The 17,206-nt window shown below is 72.0% G+C and carries 15 protein-coding genes; 4 read left to right on the top strand and 11 right to left on the bottom strand.

The genetic code is table 11. The features are described from left to right. Nucleotides 1-12: 12 nt before the first annotated feature. The 6 genes from AC5677_RS24865 to AC5677_RS24840 all read right to left on the bottom strand — a co-directional run bounded on the left by AC5677_RS24865 (nucleotide 13) and on the right by AC5677_RS24840 (nucleotide 5,770). Nucleotides 13-1,353, bottom strand: coding sequence for a TadA family conjugal transfer-associated ATPase (locus AC5677_RS24865; RefSeq protein WP_497190139.1), 1,341 nt, complete (start codon nucleotides 1,351-1,353; stop codon nucleotides 13-15). 43 nt (nucleotides 1,354-1,396) lie between these two features. Then, nucleotides 1,397-1,834 (bottom strand): TadE/TadG family type IV pilus assembly protein, encoded by a 438-nt coding sequence (locus AC5677_RS24860; RefSeq protein ID WP_497190138.1) that lies wholly within the window; start codon nucleotides 1,832-1,834, stop codon nucleotides 1,397-1,399. Then, entirely contained in the window at nucleotides 1,831-2,214 is a 384-nt protein-coding gene (locus AC5677_RS24855) for a TadE/TadG family type IV pilus assembly protein (protein ID WP_497190137.1), read from the bottom strand. Before AC5677_RS24855 ends, AC5677_RS24860 begins: the two co-directional genes overlap by 4 nt. Nucleotides 2,215-2,217: 3 nt before the next feature. Further along, nucleotides 2,218-3,645, bottom strand: coding sequence for a CpaE/TadZ family protein (locus tag AC5677_RS24850; protein ID WP_497190136.1), 1,428 nt, complete (start codon nucleotides 3,643-3,645; stop codon nucleotides 2,218-2,220). A gap of 13 nt (nucleotides 3,646-3,658) precedes the next feature. Beyond that, nucleotides 3,659-4,381 carry a Flp pilus assembly protein CpaB gene (gene cpaB / locus AC5677_RS24845; protein WP_497190135.1) on the bottom strand — a complete coding sequence of 241 codons (723 nt, stop codon included), beginning with the start codon at nucleotides 4,379-4,381 and terminating at the stop codon, nucleotides 3,659-3,661. A gap of 72 nt (nucleotides 4,382-4,453) precedes the next feature. Beyond that, the gene (locus AC5677_RS24840) at nucleotides 4,454-5,770 is read right to left on the bottom strand and encodes a hypothetical protein (RefSeq protein ID WP_497190134.1); all 1,317 of its coding nucleotides are present in this window, start codon (nucleotides 5,768-5,770) and stop codon (nucleotides 4,454-4,456) included. Between the two features lie 398 nt (nucleotides 5,771-6,168). Here AC5677_RS24840 and AC5677_RS24835 point away from each other — a divergent pair, with 398 nt between their 5' ends. After that, the gene (locus AC5677_RS24835; RefSeq protein WP_497196746.1) at nucleotides 6,169-7,107 is read left to right on the top strand and encodes a chitinase; all 939 of its coding nucleotides are present in this window, start codon (nucleotides 6,169-6,171) and stop codon (nucleotides 7,105-7,107) included. Between the two features lie 91 nt (nucleotides 7,108-7,198). Here the strand turns inward: AC5677_RS24835 and AC5677_RS24830 are convergent, their stop codons facing one another. Beyond that, nucleotides 7,199-8,077: a S1 family peptidase gene (locus AC5677_RS24830; RefSeq protein WP_497190133.1), complete on the bottom strand. Its 879-nt coding sequence runs from the start codon at nucleotides 8,075-8,077 to the stop codon at nucleotides 7,199-7,201. Between the two features lie 245 nt (nucleotides 8,078-8,322). Here AC5677_RS24830 and AC5677_RS24825 point away from each other — a divergent pair, with 245 nt between their 5' ends. After that, the gene (locus AC5677_RS24825; RefSeq protein ID WP_497190132.1) at nucleotides 8,323-9,678 is read left to right on the top strand and encodes a M14 family metallopeptidase; all 1,356 of its coding nucleotides are present in this window, start codon (nucleotides 8,323-8,325) and stop codon (nucleotides 9,676-9,678) included. A 66-nt stretch (nucleotides 9,679-9,744) separates the two neighbouring features. Here the strand turns inward: AC5677_RS24825 and AC5677_RS24820 are convergent, their stop codons facing one another. From AC5677_RS24820 to AC5677_RS24805, 4 genes are all read right to left on the bottom strand, one after another. Further along, on the bottom strand, nucleotides 9,745-11,256 hold the full coding sequence (locus AC5677_RS24820) for a GntP family permease (protein WP_497190131.1): 1,512 nt from the start codon (nucleotides 11,254-11,256) through the stop codon (nucleotides 9,745-9,747). A 128-nt stretch (nucleotides 11,257-11,384) separates the two neighbouring features. Continuing rightward, a complete protein-coding gene (locus tag AC5677_RS24815) occupies nucleotides 11,385-11,795 on the bottom strand; it encodes a RidA family protein (protein WP_497190130.1) in 411 nt (136 codons plus the stop codon). An 8-nt stretch (nucleotides 11,796-11,803) separates the two neighbouring features. Next, entirely contained in the window at nucleotides 11,804-12,583 is a 780-nt protein-coding gene (locus tag AC5677_RS24810; protein WP_497190129.1) for an IclR family transcriptional regulator, read from the bottom strand. Nucleotides 12,584-12,656: 73 nt separating this feature from the next. Further along, nucleotides 12,657-13,652 (bottom strand): sugar kinase, encoded by a 996-nt coding sequence (locus tag AC5677_RS24805; RefSeq protein WP_497196745.1) that lies wholly within the window; start codon nucleotides 13,650-13,652, stop codon nucleotides 12,657-12,659. Nucleotides 13,653-14,011: 359 nt separating this feature from the next. Between AC5677_RS24805 and AC5677_RS24800 the strand changes: the two genes are divergently transcribed. Both AC5677_RS24800 and AC5677_RS24795 read left to right on the top strand, forming a co-directional pair. Then, nucleotides 14,012-15,301 carry an amino acid deaminase gene (locus tag AC5677_RS24800; protein ID WP_497190128.1) on the top strand — a complete coding sequence of 430 codons (1,290 nt, stop codon included), beginning with the start codon at nucleotides 14,012-14,014 and terminating at the stop codon, nucleotides 15,299-15,301. Nucleotides 15,302-15,453: 152 nt separating this feature from the next. Then, a complete protein-coding gene (locus tag AC5677_RS24795) occupies nucleotides 15,454-17,076 on the top strand; it encodes an N-acyl-D-amino-acid deacylase family protein (protein ID WP_497190127.1) in 1,623 nt (540 codons plus the stop codon). Nucleotides 17,077-17,206 lie beyond the last annotated feature (130 nt).

Genomic DNA, 17,206 nt, shown 5'->3' with positions numbered 1-17,206 from the left:
GGGCCCAGCCGGTCATGACATGGCCTTCCGGGTGGCGAGCTGGTCGTCGGTGGTCGCCACGCCGAAGGCGGGCGGGGTGGGCTCGCCGGCCATGAAGAGGCGTTCGGCGACCCGGCGGGGCAGCGGGAAGTAGCGGAAGGCGCCGTGGACGATGCGGTCGGCGCCCATCGGTTCGGCGTCGAAGCGGCAGATGGTCGCGAGCCGGTAGTCCTCGTGGCCGCGCGAGTCGAGGAGGGCGATCTCGCTGATCCGGCGGGAGCCGTCGGCGTGCCGGGTGAGCTGGACGAGGCAGTCGACGGCGCTGTTGATCTGGTCCCGCAGCGCCTCGAAGGGGATCTTGACGTCCGACATGGAGGCCAGGGTCTGCAGCCGCATCAGGGCGTCCTCGGCGCTGTTGGCGTGGACGGTGGCGAGCGAGCCGTCGTGGCCGGTGGACATCGCCTGGAGCATGTCGAGGGTTTCGCCGCCGCGGACCTCGCCGACGATGATGCGGTCGGGGCGCATGCGCAGGGAGTTGCGTACCAGGTCGCGGATGGTGATGCGGCCCTTGCCCTCGACGTTCGGGGGGCGCGATTCCAGGCGGATGACATGGGACTGCTGGAGCTGGAGTTCGGCGGCGTCCTCGACGGTGATGATGCGTTCGCCGTCGGGGATGAGGCCGGAGAGGGCGTTGAGGAGGGTGGTCTTGCCCGCGCCCGTGGCGCCGGAGACCACGACGTTGAACTTGGCGCGCACCAGTCCCGCCAGCAGCATCAGCATCTGTTCGTCGAGGGTGCCGATGCCGATGAGTTCGGCGAGGGTGTAGGCGCGGGGGAAGCGGCGGATGGTGAGGGTGGCGCCGTTGAGGGCGAGCGGCGGGATGATGACGTTGACGCGTTCGCCGGACGGCAGGCGGGCGTCGACCATCGGGTTGGACTCGTCGACGCGGCGGTTGACGGTGGAGACGATCCGCTCGATGGTCTGCATCAGCTGCTCGTGCGAGGCGAAGCGTACGGGCAGCAGCTCGACCCGGCCGGACCGCTCGACGTACACCTGGTCCGGGCCGTTGACCATGATCTCGGTGATGGAGGCGTCCTCCAGCAGCGGCTCCAGCACGCCCAGTCCGAGCGCCTCGTCGACCACCCGGCGGATGAGCTGGGAGCGTTCGGCGGTGGACAGGACGGGGCCCTCGCGGCTGATGATGTGGCCCAGGACGCGTTCCAGGCGGGAGCGGCGCTCGGCGGCGCTCAGCGAGGACATCTCGGCGAGGTCGATCTCTTCGAGCAGTTTGGCGCGGTAGACGGCGACCAGATGGCTGTCGTGGCGGGCCTCGCCGGGCGGCTCGGGGGCGACGATCCGGGCTTTCAGGCTCATCGCGGCGGTGCTCCTAGTCCTGTGGGTGGTGGTTGCGCCGGCACTACGGGGCTCCTTCGTCCGTGCCGGCCGCGGCGTTCGGGGTGTCGTGGGTGGGGGTGGGCATGGTGGCGCTGCGACGGGCGGTGCCGAAGTCGACGCCAGGGATGACGGAGGGGATGTGCACGGTCGCGGTGGCACGGACCGCGTCCGTGCCGCCGGGGGTCACCGAGACCGTGGCGCCCTTGCCGATCCAGCCGCTCATCGCGGCCCGGCCCGCGGCGGCCGGGTCGCTCTCGCGGTCGGTCTCGTCCAGGGATGCCGTACGGGCCGCGGCGCGGGCGCCCGTGCCGGCCTGCTGGACGGCGTAGGCGCCCAGGCCCAGTTGGACCACGGCCAGCGCGACGGCCAGCAGCACCGGCAGGAAGCCGAGGAATTCGATGGACACCTGGCCGCGGTCGCGACCGGGCCGCCGGGCGGGGGCGGGGCGTGCGGCCGTCATCCTCGGGCCTCCTTCACGGCGCCGGCCGAGCCGGTCACCGTCCAGGGGAGGGTGCCCGCGCCGGGGAACAGCACCGGGACCTTGATGCGGACCGTGGCCTGCCACAGCCCGGCGCCGGGGTGGCAGGCGGTCGTCGCTCCGCTGCGCCAGGAGGCGGGCAGATCGCGTTCGGCGGCGGTCCGGCAGGCGCCCGCGCCGCCGTCCTCCAGGGCGGCGGCGGCCCGCGCGCCCCGGTCGGCGGAGTTGGCGGCCAGCGAGAACGTGTAGCCGATCAGCACGCACTGCCACAGCAGGACGAGGACCAGCCCGATCAGCGGGAGCAGGCCGACGAATTCGACGGAGACCTGGCCGCGGTCGCTGCCGCCCAGCGGACGCCGCACGGCTCAGCCCTCCTCGTACGGGCCGAACTGCCCCGTACCGCCGGCCGCCGCCGAGGGCCCGCGCCGCGCCCCGAACCTGGGCCCCGGTCCCGCCGTCGGCGCCGGGACCTGGCCCGTCCCCGGCCCGGCGGCCGCCCCCGCGGTGAGCGCCTTGCGCTTGCGCCCGGTCAGCGCCGTACGGCCCCGCTGGCCGCCCCGGCCCTGGCGGACGACCGGCGATTCGACCAGGCCCAGTTCGGCGGCGAGCGCCCAGAGCGCCTGCTTGACGGTCGAGCGGGCGTCCAGGTCCTGCATCCGGCCCGCGTCGACGCAGGGCTGGAGCTCCTTGAAGGCGGCGGGCACGGACGTCCTGGCCATCTGGGTGCCGGTGGCCTTGGCGACCAGCGGCGGCTGGATCTCCGTGCTGCGGGTGAGGCGGTTGACCAGCGTCGTGGTGTCCGCCGCCTTGCGGATCTGCAGGCGGTCCCACAGCCGCATCTGCCGTTTGGCGGCTCGTACGGCGACCACGTCCGGGGTGGTCACCAGCAGTGCCACATCGGCGAGTTCGACGGCCGCGGCGTTCGCGGACTGCATCTGTGCGCCGCAGTCGATGACCACGACTTCGTAGCGGGAGCGCAGCGCGGCGACGATCTGCCGGGCGGCCCGGTCGTCGACCTCCTCGCCGCGCTCGCCCTCCTCCGGGGCCAGCAGCAGGCCCAGCCCGGTGTGGTGGTCGTGCACCGCGTCCTGGAGGACCCGTACGGAGATGTCCTCGATCCCGGCGAGGTCGACGAGGGAGCGGCGGAACTGGACGTCCAGGTAGGAGGCGACGTCGCCGGACTGGAGGTCCATGTCCACCAGGGCGACGCTGCGGCCCGCGGCGTGCGCGGCCAGCGCCAGCTGGACGGCGGTGACGGTCGTGCCGACGCCGCCCTTGGCGCCGGTCACCGTCACCAGGGTCCCGGCGGGCCCGGGGGCCGCGTCGGGGCTGCCCCCGAGGTGGACCCGTACGCCCGCCGACCACTGGGCGGCGGCCTGCACCCGGGCCGCCAGCTCGTCGTAGCCGAGCGGCAGTCCGACGATGCCGCGGGCGCCGGCGTCCATCGCCGCGGAGAACAGCGCCGGGCCGGCGTCCGCGGTGATCAGTACGACCCCGACGGCCGGGAAGCGCAGCGCCACCTCGCGGATCAGCTCCAGGGCGGGCAGCGGGCCGATCCGCTCGTGGACGAGGACGACTTCGGGCAGCCCCTCGACGGCGGGCGCCGGGCCGCGGCCGCCGGTGGGGCCGGTGGGCCGGGCGCCGGCCCCGGAGGCCTCGGCCAGGGCGCCGAGCAGCGCCGTGGAGTCGGCGACGACGGGCCCGGGTTCGGCGTCCGGCAGCTGGCTGAGCAGCGAGGAGACGATGCGTGCGGCGTCCGGGTCACCGACTGCGGGGAGGATGCGGATGGTCACCTGTGCCTCCGGGTCACTTGTCGCCGTCGAGGGTGTAGGTGCGCTCGCCGGGCGGGATGGCCGCGTCGCTGCCGGGGGCGAGCAGGGCGAGCCGTACGTGGGAGGCGAAGGATTCGGCGTACGCCACCCGCTGGGCGTCCCGGGTGTTCAGCGCGAAGGTGATCGGGACGGCCTCGCCCGGCTGACGGCTGGTGGTGGTGCCGGTGTCGCCGGGGTCCTTGGCCTCCAGGGGCGTCAGCTTGCCGACGTCGATGACCTGCGCGCCGGCGACGATGACCTTGGAGACCGGCTTGTCCTCGGGGCGCTTGCCCTCGAAGGTGGCGTAGATGTTCACCCGCGAGCCAGGGTTGATCTTCCCGGCCACGCCGGTGGCGGCGTCGATCATGATGGCGATCTCCTGCTGCCCGGCCTTGAGCGCCGGCCGGTCGACGACCATGTCGTTCTGAAGCAGCGATCCCTTCTTCAGCGGGGTCACCGCGATCTTGCCGCTGACCTGGTCGAGGTCGGTCACGGCGGTGGGCGGCAGCCATCGCTGCGGCATCTTCACCTTTTCGAACTGCCCCGGATCCAGCGCTTTATAGGCGGCGACGTCCGCCTTCAGCCGGTACGCCGTCTTCTCCGGGCCGACCTTGGACTCGACGTTCTTGATCACCGACAGCACGCCGACGAATGCGCCGATCGCACAGAGGGCCGATACGAGCAGCAGGATCACTCCGCGGCGCTGGCGTGAGTTCATGGGGGCGGGACCTCGATCGGGGGACGGGGGGGAACGGTCGGTCGGCGGGGCGGGCCGGGGGCCGCGGTCGGGTCAGCGCACGCGGGCCACCGTCCGGGCCGTGCCGGGGAAGTCGGGGTGGCCGGGGAGGTCCCAGCGGCCGGGGGCGGCGGGGGCCGGATCGTGGGGGACGCCCGGCCCGCGTACGTCCAGCCGGCCGGGGGTGGTGCCTCCTGCGCCCGGGACTCCGGACGGGGCGACCGGGGAGAGGCCGCGCTGACGCAGCGGGGACGGGGGCGGCGGGGGTTCCGCCGCGGGCGGGGCGGCGTTCCCGGGGGTGGCCGGGCCGGGGACGGCGTATCCAGGGGCGACATGACCGGGGACGGCATGCCCAGGGGTGGCCTGCCCGGGGGCGGGCATCGGCCCGGGGGCGGGCATCGGCCCGGGGGCGGGCATCGGCGCGGCGGTGGCCGCAGGGGCCGCGGCCGGGCACGGCGCCCCGGCGGAGGCGTCCGCCGTGCCGCGGGCGGCGCCCTGCGGCCCCGTTATCGCGGCGGGTTCACGCCCGGAGCCGCCGGCGGCCCGCTCCCGTGCCACCGGCGTCGCGCAGAACGCGCACCGGTCGCCGATGAGTTCGCGCGCGCACCAGCGGCACTCCTCGCGCCGTACGGACGCCACCAGCTGATAGAGCACCGAGGGGTCCGCGATGGCCGCCGCGAACTCGATCAGCTTCTGGGTGCCCCACCACCGGGGGGACTCGGCCGGCAGCCGCTCCTCGTAGGCGCCCTGCACCTGCCAGGCCGGGGCGAGCGACCGGGTGACCCACTCGCCGGTGAGCTGGCCGCGGGCGACCGCGAGCTGGGTGGCGAACCCGGGCGCGGGCAGTCCGGCCTCGGTGCTGTGCCGGTCCAGATGCTGCAGCCGCGCCTCGGGGTTGGCGAGCACCGCGAAATGCGCGCCCGGCAGCCAGGACTTCATGTGCGAGCGCAGATCCACCTCGACCCGGTCGAGGCCGCTGACACTGCCCAGCAGGGCGCCCGCGTGCACATAGTGCGCCAGCAGCCGCGCCGCGCAGGCCAGCAGCCCCGGGCTGAAGTCGCACAGCGACAACTGCCGCAGCTGGCGGGCGAGCACCGCCAGCCCCAGCGGCGGCAGGGTCAGCGGCAGGATGGCGATCCGGTCGCTCTCGAGGACGGCGCGCAGGGTGTGCAGCCGGCGGATGTGTTCGGGCGGACAGGCGGAGGAGTGGAGCACGACGAGATGACCGTGGTGCTCCAGTACGGCGGCGGTCTCCGTCAGGGCCTCGTCCAGCGGCTGGAGATGCGGGGCCTTGAGGACGACGGCGGCGGGGGTCTGCCGGTCGGCGGGCAGCGCGAGGTCAGGGCTGGTGACTGCAATCGCGGTCGGCACGTCGCTCCCCCACTCCTAGCGGCCGCCGGGGGTCCGGGACCGCGGATCGGCACAGCTCTGCGCCATCGGCGCCATACGCTCAGCACTTTATCCACGAGATACGCCCCAGAGAACACGTTCTGGGCTACTCGTCGTGACGGCGGGCCGGGAGGGAAACGGCACATACCGGCCGGGCATCCGACGGGGGAACTTCCGCTTCCGCCCGAACTCTTGAAAAACCCTTGACAGGTGCATTGGTCTGGACCACGTTGTACGGCAAGCCCAGGGGCCCCTGAGCGCGTTCCGGCACCACCCCCTCAACTTCCCCCCACACGGAGGCAGTCGTGGTACGCGCACCTTCAGGAAGAGCGACGAGAGCACGGGCGAAAAGGCTGCTGGCGGGGCTGGCCGCGGCCGTCATGATGTCGGCGGGGACGGCCCACATCAGCACAGCCGCCCCCGCGGCGGACGCCGCCGCCGTCCCCGAGCACGCCCTCACCGGCTACTGGCAGAACTTCGACAACGGCGCCACGGTCCAGAAACTGAAGGACGTCAACGACGCCTACGACATCATCGCCGTCTCCTTCGCGGAGGCGACCGGCGAGCCCGGCGCCGTCACCTTCCGGCTCGACCCGGCCGTCGGGTACGGCTCCGTCGACGACTTCAAGGCGGACATCAAGGCCAAGCAGGCGGCCGGAAAGTCGGTCGTCCTCTCCGTGGGCGGCGAAAAGGGCTCGGTCTCCGTCAACGACGGGACCTCCGCGCAGAACTTCGCCGACTCGATCAACAAGCTGATGGACGAGTACGGCTTCAACGGCGTCGACATCGACCTCGAAAATGGCCTCAATTCGACGTACATGACGCAGGCGCTCAAGGCCGTGCACGCCGCGCACGGCGACGTCGTGGTGACCATGGCCCCGCAGACCATCGATATGCAGTCACCGCAGAACGAGTACTTCAAGACGGCCCTCGGCATCAAGGACTTCCTGACCGTCGTCAATATGCAGTACTACAACAGCGGTTCGATGAACGGCTGTGACGGCAAGGTCTACGCCCAGGGCTCGGTGGACTTCCTGACGTCGCTCGCCTGCATCCAGCTGGAGGGCGGTCTCGACCCGTCCCAGGTCGGCATCGGCGTACCGGCCTCCTCCCGCGCGGCCGGCAGCGGATACGTCTCCCCGGACGTCGTCAACGCCGCCCTGGACTGCCTCACCCAGGGCAGCAACTGCGGGTCCTTCAAGCCGTCGAAGACCTATCCGGGCCTGCGCGGCGCGATGACCTGGTCGACGAACTGGGACGCCGCGAACGGCAACGCCTTCGCGAGCCAGGTGGGCGGGCACGTCCACGCGCTTCCGTAACCGGTCCGGTCCGGCGACCCCAGGGCGCCACCCCCCACAGCCAGGTCCCGTGCACCGCGCGCACGGGACCTGGCGTTCTACGTGGGTCCGCTCACCGGCGGGTGGCCGCCGGCTTGGGCAGCTCGCAGCCCTGCGCGTTCAGGTCCAGCTTGTTGCCGACCCCGAAGCACTTCGGGATCCCGTACGTCTCCTGGGCGTAGTTGATGCCCTTGTGCACGGTGACGTTGCCGTTCTCGTCGACCTCGCACGGGTTGTTGACGGTGCACTTCTCGCCGTCCTCGTTACCCGTGTTGTTGATCGCCGCGACCTTGCCGCTGGTGGTGTCGATCACCGGCGACCCGGACGTCCCGCCGATGGTCTTGCACTCGGGCGTGTAGCGGACCGAGTCCTTCCAGGTCCAGTCGCCCTCCTTGAGCTGGGGCACGAACCCGTCGACGCTGCAGGAGTAGATCTTCTTCCAGTACCCGGAGACCACGCTGATCCCCGCGCCCTTGGCCGGGTGCTCGGTGGCGAGCTCCAGGGGCTTGATCCCGTACTTCTTCTGGATCTCGGCGTAGGTCGAGCCCGTCTCGTACAGCGACACGTCGGTGTCGGTCATCGTCGCGTACGCGATCTTGGTGGCCTTGATCGTGCCCAGCTCACCGGCCGACTTGTCGAGCAGGGTGAAGCTGCGGCTGGACGGCTTGTCGACGATGACCTCGCCCGCGCCCGGCATTCCGCTCTCCAGGCAGTGCCCGTTGGACATCACCAGGGCCGGGTCGTTCTCCTGCGAGGTCGGCATCTTGACGATCGAGCCGGAGCAGTTGTTCAGCGCGACCGTGCCGGCGAAGTCGACGGCCTTGGTCTTGTGGTGCTGCGGGTGGTTGTGGTGGACCTGAGGTGCGGCACCGGCCGTACCGGCCATGGCCGTCACCAGGGTTGCGGCGCCCAGAACGGCCGTGGCCAGGGTGCCGACGAGAGGTCGATTCATGTGGGGGTCCTCTCAGCTTCGGTACCGAAGACCCGCGACATCACCCGTCCCGGCCCTTCGGTTTGTCGTGCGCATTGTTGGCCGCGGAACGCCTTCAGGCAATCAATTTCCGCAAATCAACGACAAGTTGCCGGATTCAACACCTTCGTACCACCGCCATATCCGACCGCTCTGCACCTTGACCCGGCCATGCCAACCCTCAAAACTGGCGGCGTCGCTTCGCCTCACACCCCACAGGAGACCGCATGCGACCCCGACGCATACGCGGCGGACGGGCCACCGTCCTCGCCGCCACCCTCTCCCTCGCGCTCGCCGCACCGATCGCGGCCACGCAGGCCCAGGCCTCCCCCTCCGGCGCCCCGCCGTCGGCACGGGCCGCACAGACCGCCGAACGCCCCCACCAGTACGAGGTGTCCGGCCCCGCCACCCCCGCCGAGCGCACGGCCCTGACCGCCACCGGCGCCTCCATCGACGAGGTCCACGCCCGCGCCGTGGTCATCACCGCGGACCTCGCCCAGGCCTCCCTGGTACGCGGGCTCGGTTACTCCCTGAAGAAGCTGCCCGATCCGCCGGGCACCCAGGCAGGCTCCGGCCGGATCAAGGACTTCCCGGCCGGCTACACGAACTACCACACCTACGCCGAGGCCACGAAGGAGATCGACGCCCTCGTCGCCAAGTACCCGGCCATCCTCAGCAAGCAGGTCATCGGCAAGTCCCACGAGGGCCGCGACATCCTCGCCCTCAAACTCAGCAAGAACGTCACCAAGGACGAGAACGAGCCAGAGGTCCTCTTCACCGCCCACCAGCACGCCCGGGAACATCTCACCGTCGAGATGGCCCTCTACCTCCTCAACGAATTCACCGGGAAGTACGGCTCGGACGACCGCATCACCAAGATGCTCGACTCCCGCGAGATCTGGATCATCCCCGATCTGAACCCGGACGGCGGCGAGTACGACATCGCCACCGGAAAGTTCCAGAGCTGGCGCAAGAACCGCCAGCCCAACGCCGGCACCAGCGAGGTCGGCACCGACCTGAACCGCAACTGGGACTTCAAATGGGGGTGCTGCAACGGCTCCTCCGACGACCCGGGCGACGAGACCTACCGCGGCCCCTCCGCGGCCTCGGCGCCCGAGGTGCAGGTGGTCTCGAAGTTCGTGCACAGCCGCATCGTCGGCGGCAAGCAGCAGATCAAGGCCGCCATCGACTTCCACACCTACAGCGAACTCGTCCTGTGGCCCTTCGGCTTCACCAACGACGAGACCGGCCCCGGCATGACCCAGGACGACCACGACACCTTCGCCGCCATCGGCAAGAAGATGGCCGCGAGCAACGGCTACACCCCCGAGCAGTCCAGCGAGCTCTACATCACCGACGGGGCGATCGACGACTGGCTGTGGGGCGACCAGAAGGTCTTCGCCTACACGTTTGAAATGTACCCGTCCTCGGCCGGCTCCGGCGGCTTCTACCCGAAGGATTCGGTGATCCCGAAGGAGACCGCGCGCAACAAGGACGCGGTGCTCCAACTGCTGGAGACGGCGGACTGCCCGTACCGGGCGATCGGGAAGCAGGACCAGTACTGCAAGGGCAAGAACGGCTGAGCCCGCGGCCACTGCGGTGAGGGGCGCCCGGCACCGGGCCGGGCGCCCCTCACCGCAAGTACCGCGCTAGACGAGGAAGATGCCGAGCAGCGCGGCGACCGCGAAGCCCGCGACGGACAGGACCGACTCCAGGACCGTCCAGGACTTGAGCGTGTCCCGCTCCGAGATCCCGAAGTACTTGGAGACCATCCAGAACCCGCCGTCGTTGACATGCGACGCGAAGATCGACCCCGCCGAGATCGCCATGATGATCAGCGCCAGGGCGGGCTGGGACATGCCCGTGCCCTCCACCAGCGGCAGCACGATGCCGGCCGTCGTCACGATCGCGACCGTCGCCGAGCCCTGGGCCACCCGCAGCACCAGCGACAGCAGATAGGCCAGCACGATGACCGGCAGGCCGACGTGGTGGAAGGTGTCGGACAGCGCCGTGGCGACGCCGCTGCCCTTGAGGACGGCGCCGAAGATGCCGCCGGCGCCGACCACCAGCAGGATGTTGCCCACCGGCTTCAACGACGCGGTGGAGACGGCCTCCAGGGACTTGCGGGACCAGCCGCGGCGGATGCCCAGGAGGTAGTAGGCGAGCAGCAGCGCGAGCGTCAGGGCGACGAAGGGGTGGCCGAAGAACTCGATGACCGAGCGGGCGGTGGACGGCGCCAGGGCGATGGAGGAGAAGGTCGCCAGGAGGATGAGGACCAGGGGGGTGCCGATGATGGCGAGGACGGTGGCGAGCGGGACCGGCTTCTCCTGGGGCGTGCCGGGCTTCCCCGGCCCCGCGGCCGCTCCCCCGCCTGCCTGCTCGGCGGCGACGGTGGCCCTGGCCTCCTCGGCGGCCTCGACCATGTCCTGCGGTACGGGGACGAAGAGGCGCTTGCCGATCCAGGCGGCGTAGCCCCAGGCGGCCAGTACGGCGGGGATGCCGCAGACGATGCCCATGAGGATGACCCAGCCGAGGTCGACCTTGAGGAGAGCGGCCGCGGCCACCGGGCCGGGGTGCGGGGGCAGGAAGGCGTGGGTCATGGACAGACCCGCGAGCAGCGGCATGCAGTAGAGGAGGATCGACTTGCCGGAGCGCTTCGCCGCCGCGTAGACGATCGGGGCCAGGACGAAGATGCCGACGTCGAAGAAGACCGGGATGCCGAAGACGATGCCGGTCAGGCCCATGGCCAGTGGGGCGCGCCGCTCGCCGAAGAGGCGCAGCAGACGGGCGCTCAGCACCTCGGCGCCGCCGGAGACTTCGAGTATCGCGCCGAGCATGGTGCCCAGGCCGATGATGATGGCGACATGGCCGAGGATGCCGCCCATACCGGTCTCGATCATCGAGACGGCGTCGGACTTCTGGACCGTGCCGAAGAGTTCGGTGACGGAGAGGCCGGCGGCCAGGCCGACCACGATGGACACCGACAGCAGCGCGACGAAGGGCTGCAGCCGGACCTTGATGATCAGGACGAGCAGCAGCGCGATGCCCAGGGCGGCGACCGTCAGCAGGCCCGCGGTGCCCGGTATCAGGGCGAGCAGGCCACCGGTGTGGGGTGGTGGTGGCGGTGTGGCCGGGGCGGCGGTCGTGGCGGCGAGGAACATGCTCGGACTCCGATGTCAGGCAGCAGGATGTTTCCAGGTAGGGCGGACCGCGGCACGGCGACCCGTCGGTACGGGGCGCCGCGCCGTGCGGCTGGTGGTGCGGGTGTTCTAAGGGCACAGGCGGTGGCTCAGCTCAGGACCGCGAGGGCGTCGATCTCGATGAGCAGGCCCTTGGGCAGGCCGACGTAGACGGTCGTCCGCGCGGCCGGGGCCTCCTTGAGGCCCTGCTCCTCGAAGTAGGCGTTGTAGATCGCGTTCATCTCGGCGAAGTGGTCCACGTCCGTGAGGTAGACGCGGATCATCATCGCGTCGTCCCAGGTGGCGCCGCCCTCTTCGAGGATGGCCCGGACGTTGGCGAGGGTCTGGAGGGTCTGCTCGCGCAGGCTGGGACCGGCCGGGGTGGGGGCCTGGCCCTCGACGGCGGGCAGGAAGCCGACCTGGCCGGCGACCTGAAGGATGTTGCCCTTCTTGACGCCGTGGGAGAACTTCGCGGGCGGGGTGGTGTGAGTGGCCGGGGTGAGAGCGGTCTTCTCGGTCATGGGTTCCTTCAGGCTTCCTTTGACGGGCCGGCTGGTGGCTGGGGAATTGCGGTACCGGAGTACTCCCGGCTGATGGCGTCGGCGGTGCGGCGTACCAGCGGGAGCAGGCTGAGGAGTTCCTCGGCGCTGACGACGACGTTCGGCGCGGAGACCGACATGGCGGCGACCAGGCGTCCGTCGGCGCCGCGGATGGGGGCACCGACGCAGTTGATGGACTCCTCGTGGCCACCGAGGTCGGTGGCCCAGCCCTGTTCGCGGACCTTGGCCAGTTCGGCGAGGAAGGCCGTGGCGTGGGGCGTCGAACGGGGCGTGTAGAGGGGGTAGTCGAGCCTTTCCGCGAGGGCGCGGCGCTCGGGTTCGGGCAGGTCGGCCAGGAGCAGCTTGGCGACCGCGGCGACGGTGATCGCGACGGGCTTGCCGATCCGGGAGTACATCCGGACGGGGTAGCGGCTCTCGACCTTGTCGATGTAGAGGACCTCGTTGTCCTCGTAGACCGCGAGGTGGACGGTGTGCCCGCATTTCTCGTTGAGTGCGACGAGGTGCGGGTGGGCGATATCGCGTACGTCGAGGCTCTCGACGGCCTGCTGGGCGAGCGCGAAGAGGCGGGTGCCGAGGCGGTAGCGCTGGTCGGGCTGGCGGTAGACGAGGCCGTGTTCGGTGAGGGTGCGCAGCAGCCGCAGGGCCGTGGACTTGTGGACGCCGAGGCGGTCGGCGACCTGTCCCAGGTCGGCGGGTCCCTCGGCGAGCAGCGGCAGGATGCTCAGCGCGCGGTCGACGGTCTGGCTCATGTGAGTGCCTCGCTTCGCCGGTCCCTGCCTGCGCCAGGGACGCCCCTGTCGATGGTGTGCTCGCTGCGCTCGCTCACGGTGTACCCACCTCCTGGTCCGCGGCCGCCATTGCTGCCGTCCAGCCGGGGCCGAGGTGCAGTGTCCCCCAGGCCTCGTCGTCGAGCCCGGCGAGGCGGTCGGCGAGGGCGCGCCCCACAGGCGCGGCGAGGTCACTGGGGACGGTGAGGGCGGCGGCGGCCCACAGGTGGCCGTGGCGGATGCGGGTGCGGACGGGCAGGCCGCGGAGGGTGGCGGAGAGGAAGCCGGCGGCGAAGGCGTCGCCCGCGCCGACGGCGGCGACGACGTCGACGTGCGGGGCGGGTTCGGCGTACCGGCCCGAGCGGCCGTCGTAGGCGACCGCGCCCGCGGCCCCGCGCTTGACGACCAGCATGGCGGGCTCGGGCAGCGCCGCGCGGACGGCGTCCGGGCCGCCGGTGATGCCCCAGGCGTCCTGTGCCTCGTCCTCGCCGACGAAGACGAGGTCGGCGCCGCGGGCGAGGTCGAGGAGTACGTCCGGGCCGGCGCCGTCGGCGTGGCGCCACAGGCCGGGCCGGTGGTTGACGTCGAAGGAGAGCAGCGGGCGGCTGCCGGGGGGCCGCGCGGTGAGGTGGCGCAGCAGGCCGAGGCAGTCGCCGGAGAGCGCCGCGGTGATGCCCGACAGATGGAGCACCCGGCCCGAGCGGATGGCGTCCAGGTCCATGTTGCCGACGGCCATCGCGGAGGCGGCGGAGCCGGCCCGGTAGTAGGCGACCTCGTGGGCGTCGGTGGCGCGGTCGCCCGCCGTGCGGAAGTAGATGCCGGTGGGGCGGGCGAGGTCGCGTCGTACGGCGGTGGTGTCGACCCCGTACGCGCCGATGGCGGCCACGAGGTGGTCGCCGAATCCGTCGTCGCCGACCCTGCTGACCCATTTCGCGGTGTGTCCGGCGGCGGCCAGCACGCACGCCACGTTGGACTCGGCGCCGCCGATGGCGCGGGCGAAGGCGGGGACATCGGCGAGCCGTCCCGCTGTGGTGGGCAGGAAGGTGACCATGGACTCGCCGAGGCAGACGACATCGGCGTCCGGGACGGACCGGCCGTCCGGGGCGGTGGTGCCGCTGACGTTCGAGGGCGTGGTCACGATCGGCTGTGCTCCTTCGCTGTGGTGTCTGCGCGGCCGGTGTCCGGACCGTTGTCCGGCCGTTCCCCGGCGGTTGCGCACCGGGGTTCGGGCCGGGTTCCGCGCCCGGTTCCGCACCGGGTTTCTCGCCATTGACCGGGTGATGGCCCGGATGTTAGACAGCTGTAAGCGTCATACGCAATGACCGTTGCAAGGAATGCAACACCCGCAGGACACGCCTGATCCACCCGCAGGCAACGCCTGATTTCCACACGATCTTCAGAGGAGGCCCCATGGCCGTCGACCGGCTCGCGCAGGGACTCGAGGGACTCGCGGCGGAACGCGTCGATCACCGCTTCAAGGCGCTCCCCCCGGACGCCGAGGGCCGCACCGTCGGCGAGCTGGCCGCCGAACGCCGCAACCTCTTCACCGACGGCTTCACCACCCCGGTGCTCGCCCTCTCCGCCGAGTCGGTCGAGCACAACCTCGCCCTGATGGAGACCTACGCCACCCGGCACGGCCTGGCCTTCGCCCCGCACGGCAAGACCTCCATGGCCCCGCAGCTCTTCGCCCGCCAGATCGAGCACGGCGCCTGGGGCATCACCGCCGCCGTCCCCCACCAGGCCCGCGTCTACCGCAGCTACGGCATCCAGCAGATCTTCCTCGCCAACGAGGTCGTCGACGCGCCCGCGCTGCACTGGCTCGCCGCCGAGCTGGCCGCCGACCCCGGTTTCCGCTTCATCTGTTACGTCGACTCGCTGCGCGGCATCGAGCTGATGGACATCGCGCTGCGCGAGGCGGGGGCCACCCGCCCGGTGGACGTCGTCATCGAGCTGGGGGCCGGCGAGGGCGCCCGTACCGGCGTCCGCACCGAGGCCGAATGCCTGGAACTGGCCGATGCCATCGCGGGCGTGGACACCCTCCGGCTGGTCGGCGTCGCCGGTTACGAGGGCGAGGTGCCCGACGCCGACACCGCGCGGGTGACCGCCTGGCTGCGCCGGCTGGTCGCGCTGGCCGTGGAGTTCGACAAGGCGGGCCGGTTCGCCGACCTCGACCGGATCGTGGTCAGCGCGGGCGGCAGCGCCTGGTTCGACGCGGTCGCCGAGGTCTTCGCGGAGATCCCGGACCTGTCCGCCCCGGTCCTCAAACTGCTCCGCTCGGGCGCCTATGTCTCGCACGACGACGCCCACTACCGCCGCCTCACCCCCTTCAACCGCATCCCGGAGGAGGGCGCCCTGCAGCCCGCCTTCCGCCTCTGGGCGCAGGTCGTCTCCCGCCCCACCCCGCAGCAGGCATTCCTCAACGCGGGCAAGCGGGACGCGGCGTACGACCTCGATCTGCCGCAGGCCCAGGTCGTACGGTCCGGCCGGGACGGCACCGAGCGCCGTGCGGACGGCATCACCGTCACCGGCCTGTCCGACCAGCACGCCTGGGTGAGCACCGAGCACGCCGGTGACCTGGAGGTGGGCGACTGGGTCGGCCTGGGCCTGTCCCACCCCTGTACGTCCTTCGACAAATGGCAGCTGATCCCGCTGGTCGAGGCAGACGGCACGGTCACGGACTTCATCCGCACCTTTTTCTAGACCGGGACCCGTCCGGCCTCCGGACCGGGCCCCGCCCGGACCCCGACGGCGCGCGCCGGTCCCCCGCGGCGTGCGCCGTCGGCCCCGCGCCGTCAGGCCCTCCGCCACGCGCGCCGTAAGGACCGCGCACGCCGCACGAAAGGCAGCCCAGCATGGACACCGTGTTCCGCGACGTCCGCGTCATCGACGGTTCCGGCGGTCCGTCCTACCGCGCCGATGTCGCCCTGGACGGCGGGCGGATCGCCGAGATCCACCGCGCCGGGACCGGCGGTCCGCGCCCGCACGCCGCCCGCGTCGTGGCGGCCGACGGGCTCGCCCTCTCCCCCGGCTTCATCGACATGCACGCCCACAGCGACCTCGCGCTGCTCCGCGACCCCGCGCACGAGGCCAAGGCCGCCCAGGGCGTCACCCTCGAAGTCCTCGGCCAGGACGGCCTGTCGTACGCGCCGGCCGACGACCGCACCCTCGCCGAGGTCCGCGCCCAGATCACCGGCTGGAACGGCGGCGGGCCCGGGGACACCTCCGTCGACTTCAGCTGGCGCACGGTCGGCGGCTACCTCGACCGCCTCGACCACGGCTTCGACGGCCGGGGCATCGCCGTCAACGCCGCCTACCTCGTCCCCCAGGGCACCGTCCGGATGCTCGCCATGGGCTGGGACGACCGCGCCGCCACCCCCGACGAGCTCGCGCGGATGAAGCAACTGGTCGCCGAGGGCCTGGAACAGGGCGCCGTCGGCCTCTCCTCCGGCCTGACCTACACCCCCGGCATGTACGCCTCGGACGCGGAACTGACCGAACTGTGCCGGGTGGTGGCCCGCTACGACGGCTACTACTGCCCGCACCACCGCTCATACGGGGCGGGCGCCCTCCGGGCGTACGAGGAGATGGTCGCCCTCACCCGCGAGGCCGGCTGCGCCCTCCACCTCGCGCACGCCACCATGAACTTCGGCGTGAACAAGGGCCGCGCCCCCGAGCTGCTGGCCCTCCTGGACGAGGCCCTCGACTCCGGCGCCGACATCTCCCTCGACACCTATCCGTACACCCCCGGCTGCACCACTCTCGTGGCGATGCTGCCCAGCTGGGCGAGCGAAGGCGGCCCGGAGGCGATTCTGGCCCGCCTCCGGGACGACGCGACGGCGGCACGCATCCGGCACGTCCTGGAGGTGGAGGGCGCCGACGGCTGCCACGGCGTGCCGATCGAGTGGGACACCATCGAGATCTCCGGCGTCTCGGATCCGGGCCTGGCGGGGCACGTCGGCAAGACCGTCGCCCGCAGCGCCGCCGAACGCGGCGAGGAGCCCTGGGTCACCGCCCGCCGCCTCCTGCTCGACGACCGCCTCGGCCCGACGATCCTCCAGCACGTCGGTCACGAGGACAACGTCCGCCACATCATGCGCCACCGCGTCCACACCGGCGGCAGCGACGGCATCCTCCAGGGCGACAAGCCGCATCCGCGCGCGTACGGCACCTTCCCGCAGTACCTCGGCCGGTACGTCCGCGAGCTGGGCGTGCTGTCCCTGGAGGAGTGCATCGCCCATCTGACGTCCCGCCCCGCCGCCCGCCTGCGCCTGCCCGACCGCGGTCTGGTCCGCGAGGGCCACCGCGCCGACCTGGTCCTCTTCGACCCGGACACGGTCGCGGCCGGCGCGACGTACGAGGCCCCGCGCACCCTGCCGACGGGCATCCCGCACGTCCTGATCGACGGCCGGTTCGTGATCGAGGACGGCCGGCGGACGGACGTGCTGGCGGGGCGGGCGGTGCGGCGGACGGCCTGACCGCCACGGATTCGGTAGCCCTGGACCGCCGCGCGCCCCACCCGCCGCTCACACCACGTGAGCAACTCCACACCATGCGCTCATCAAGGTGGGGAAAAACACCCGCCGACTGCCGATACACGCCCGTAAA

The sequence above is a fragment of the Streptomyces sp. JLSY215 genome (genome assembly GCF_059682825.1).
This window is presented reverse-complemented; position numbering and strand designations above follow the sequence as displayed.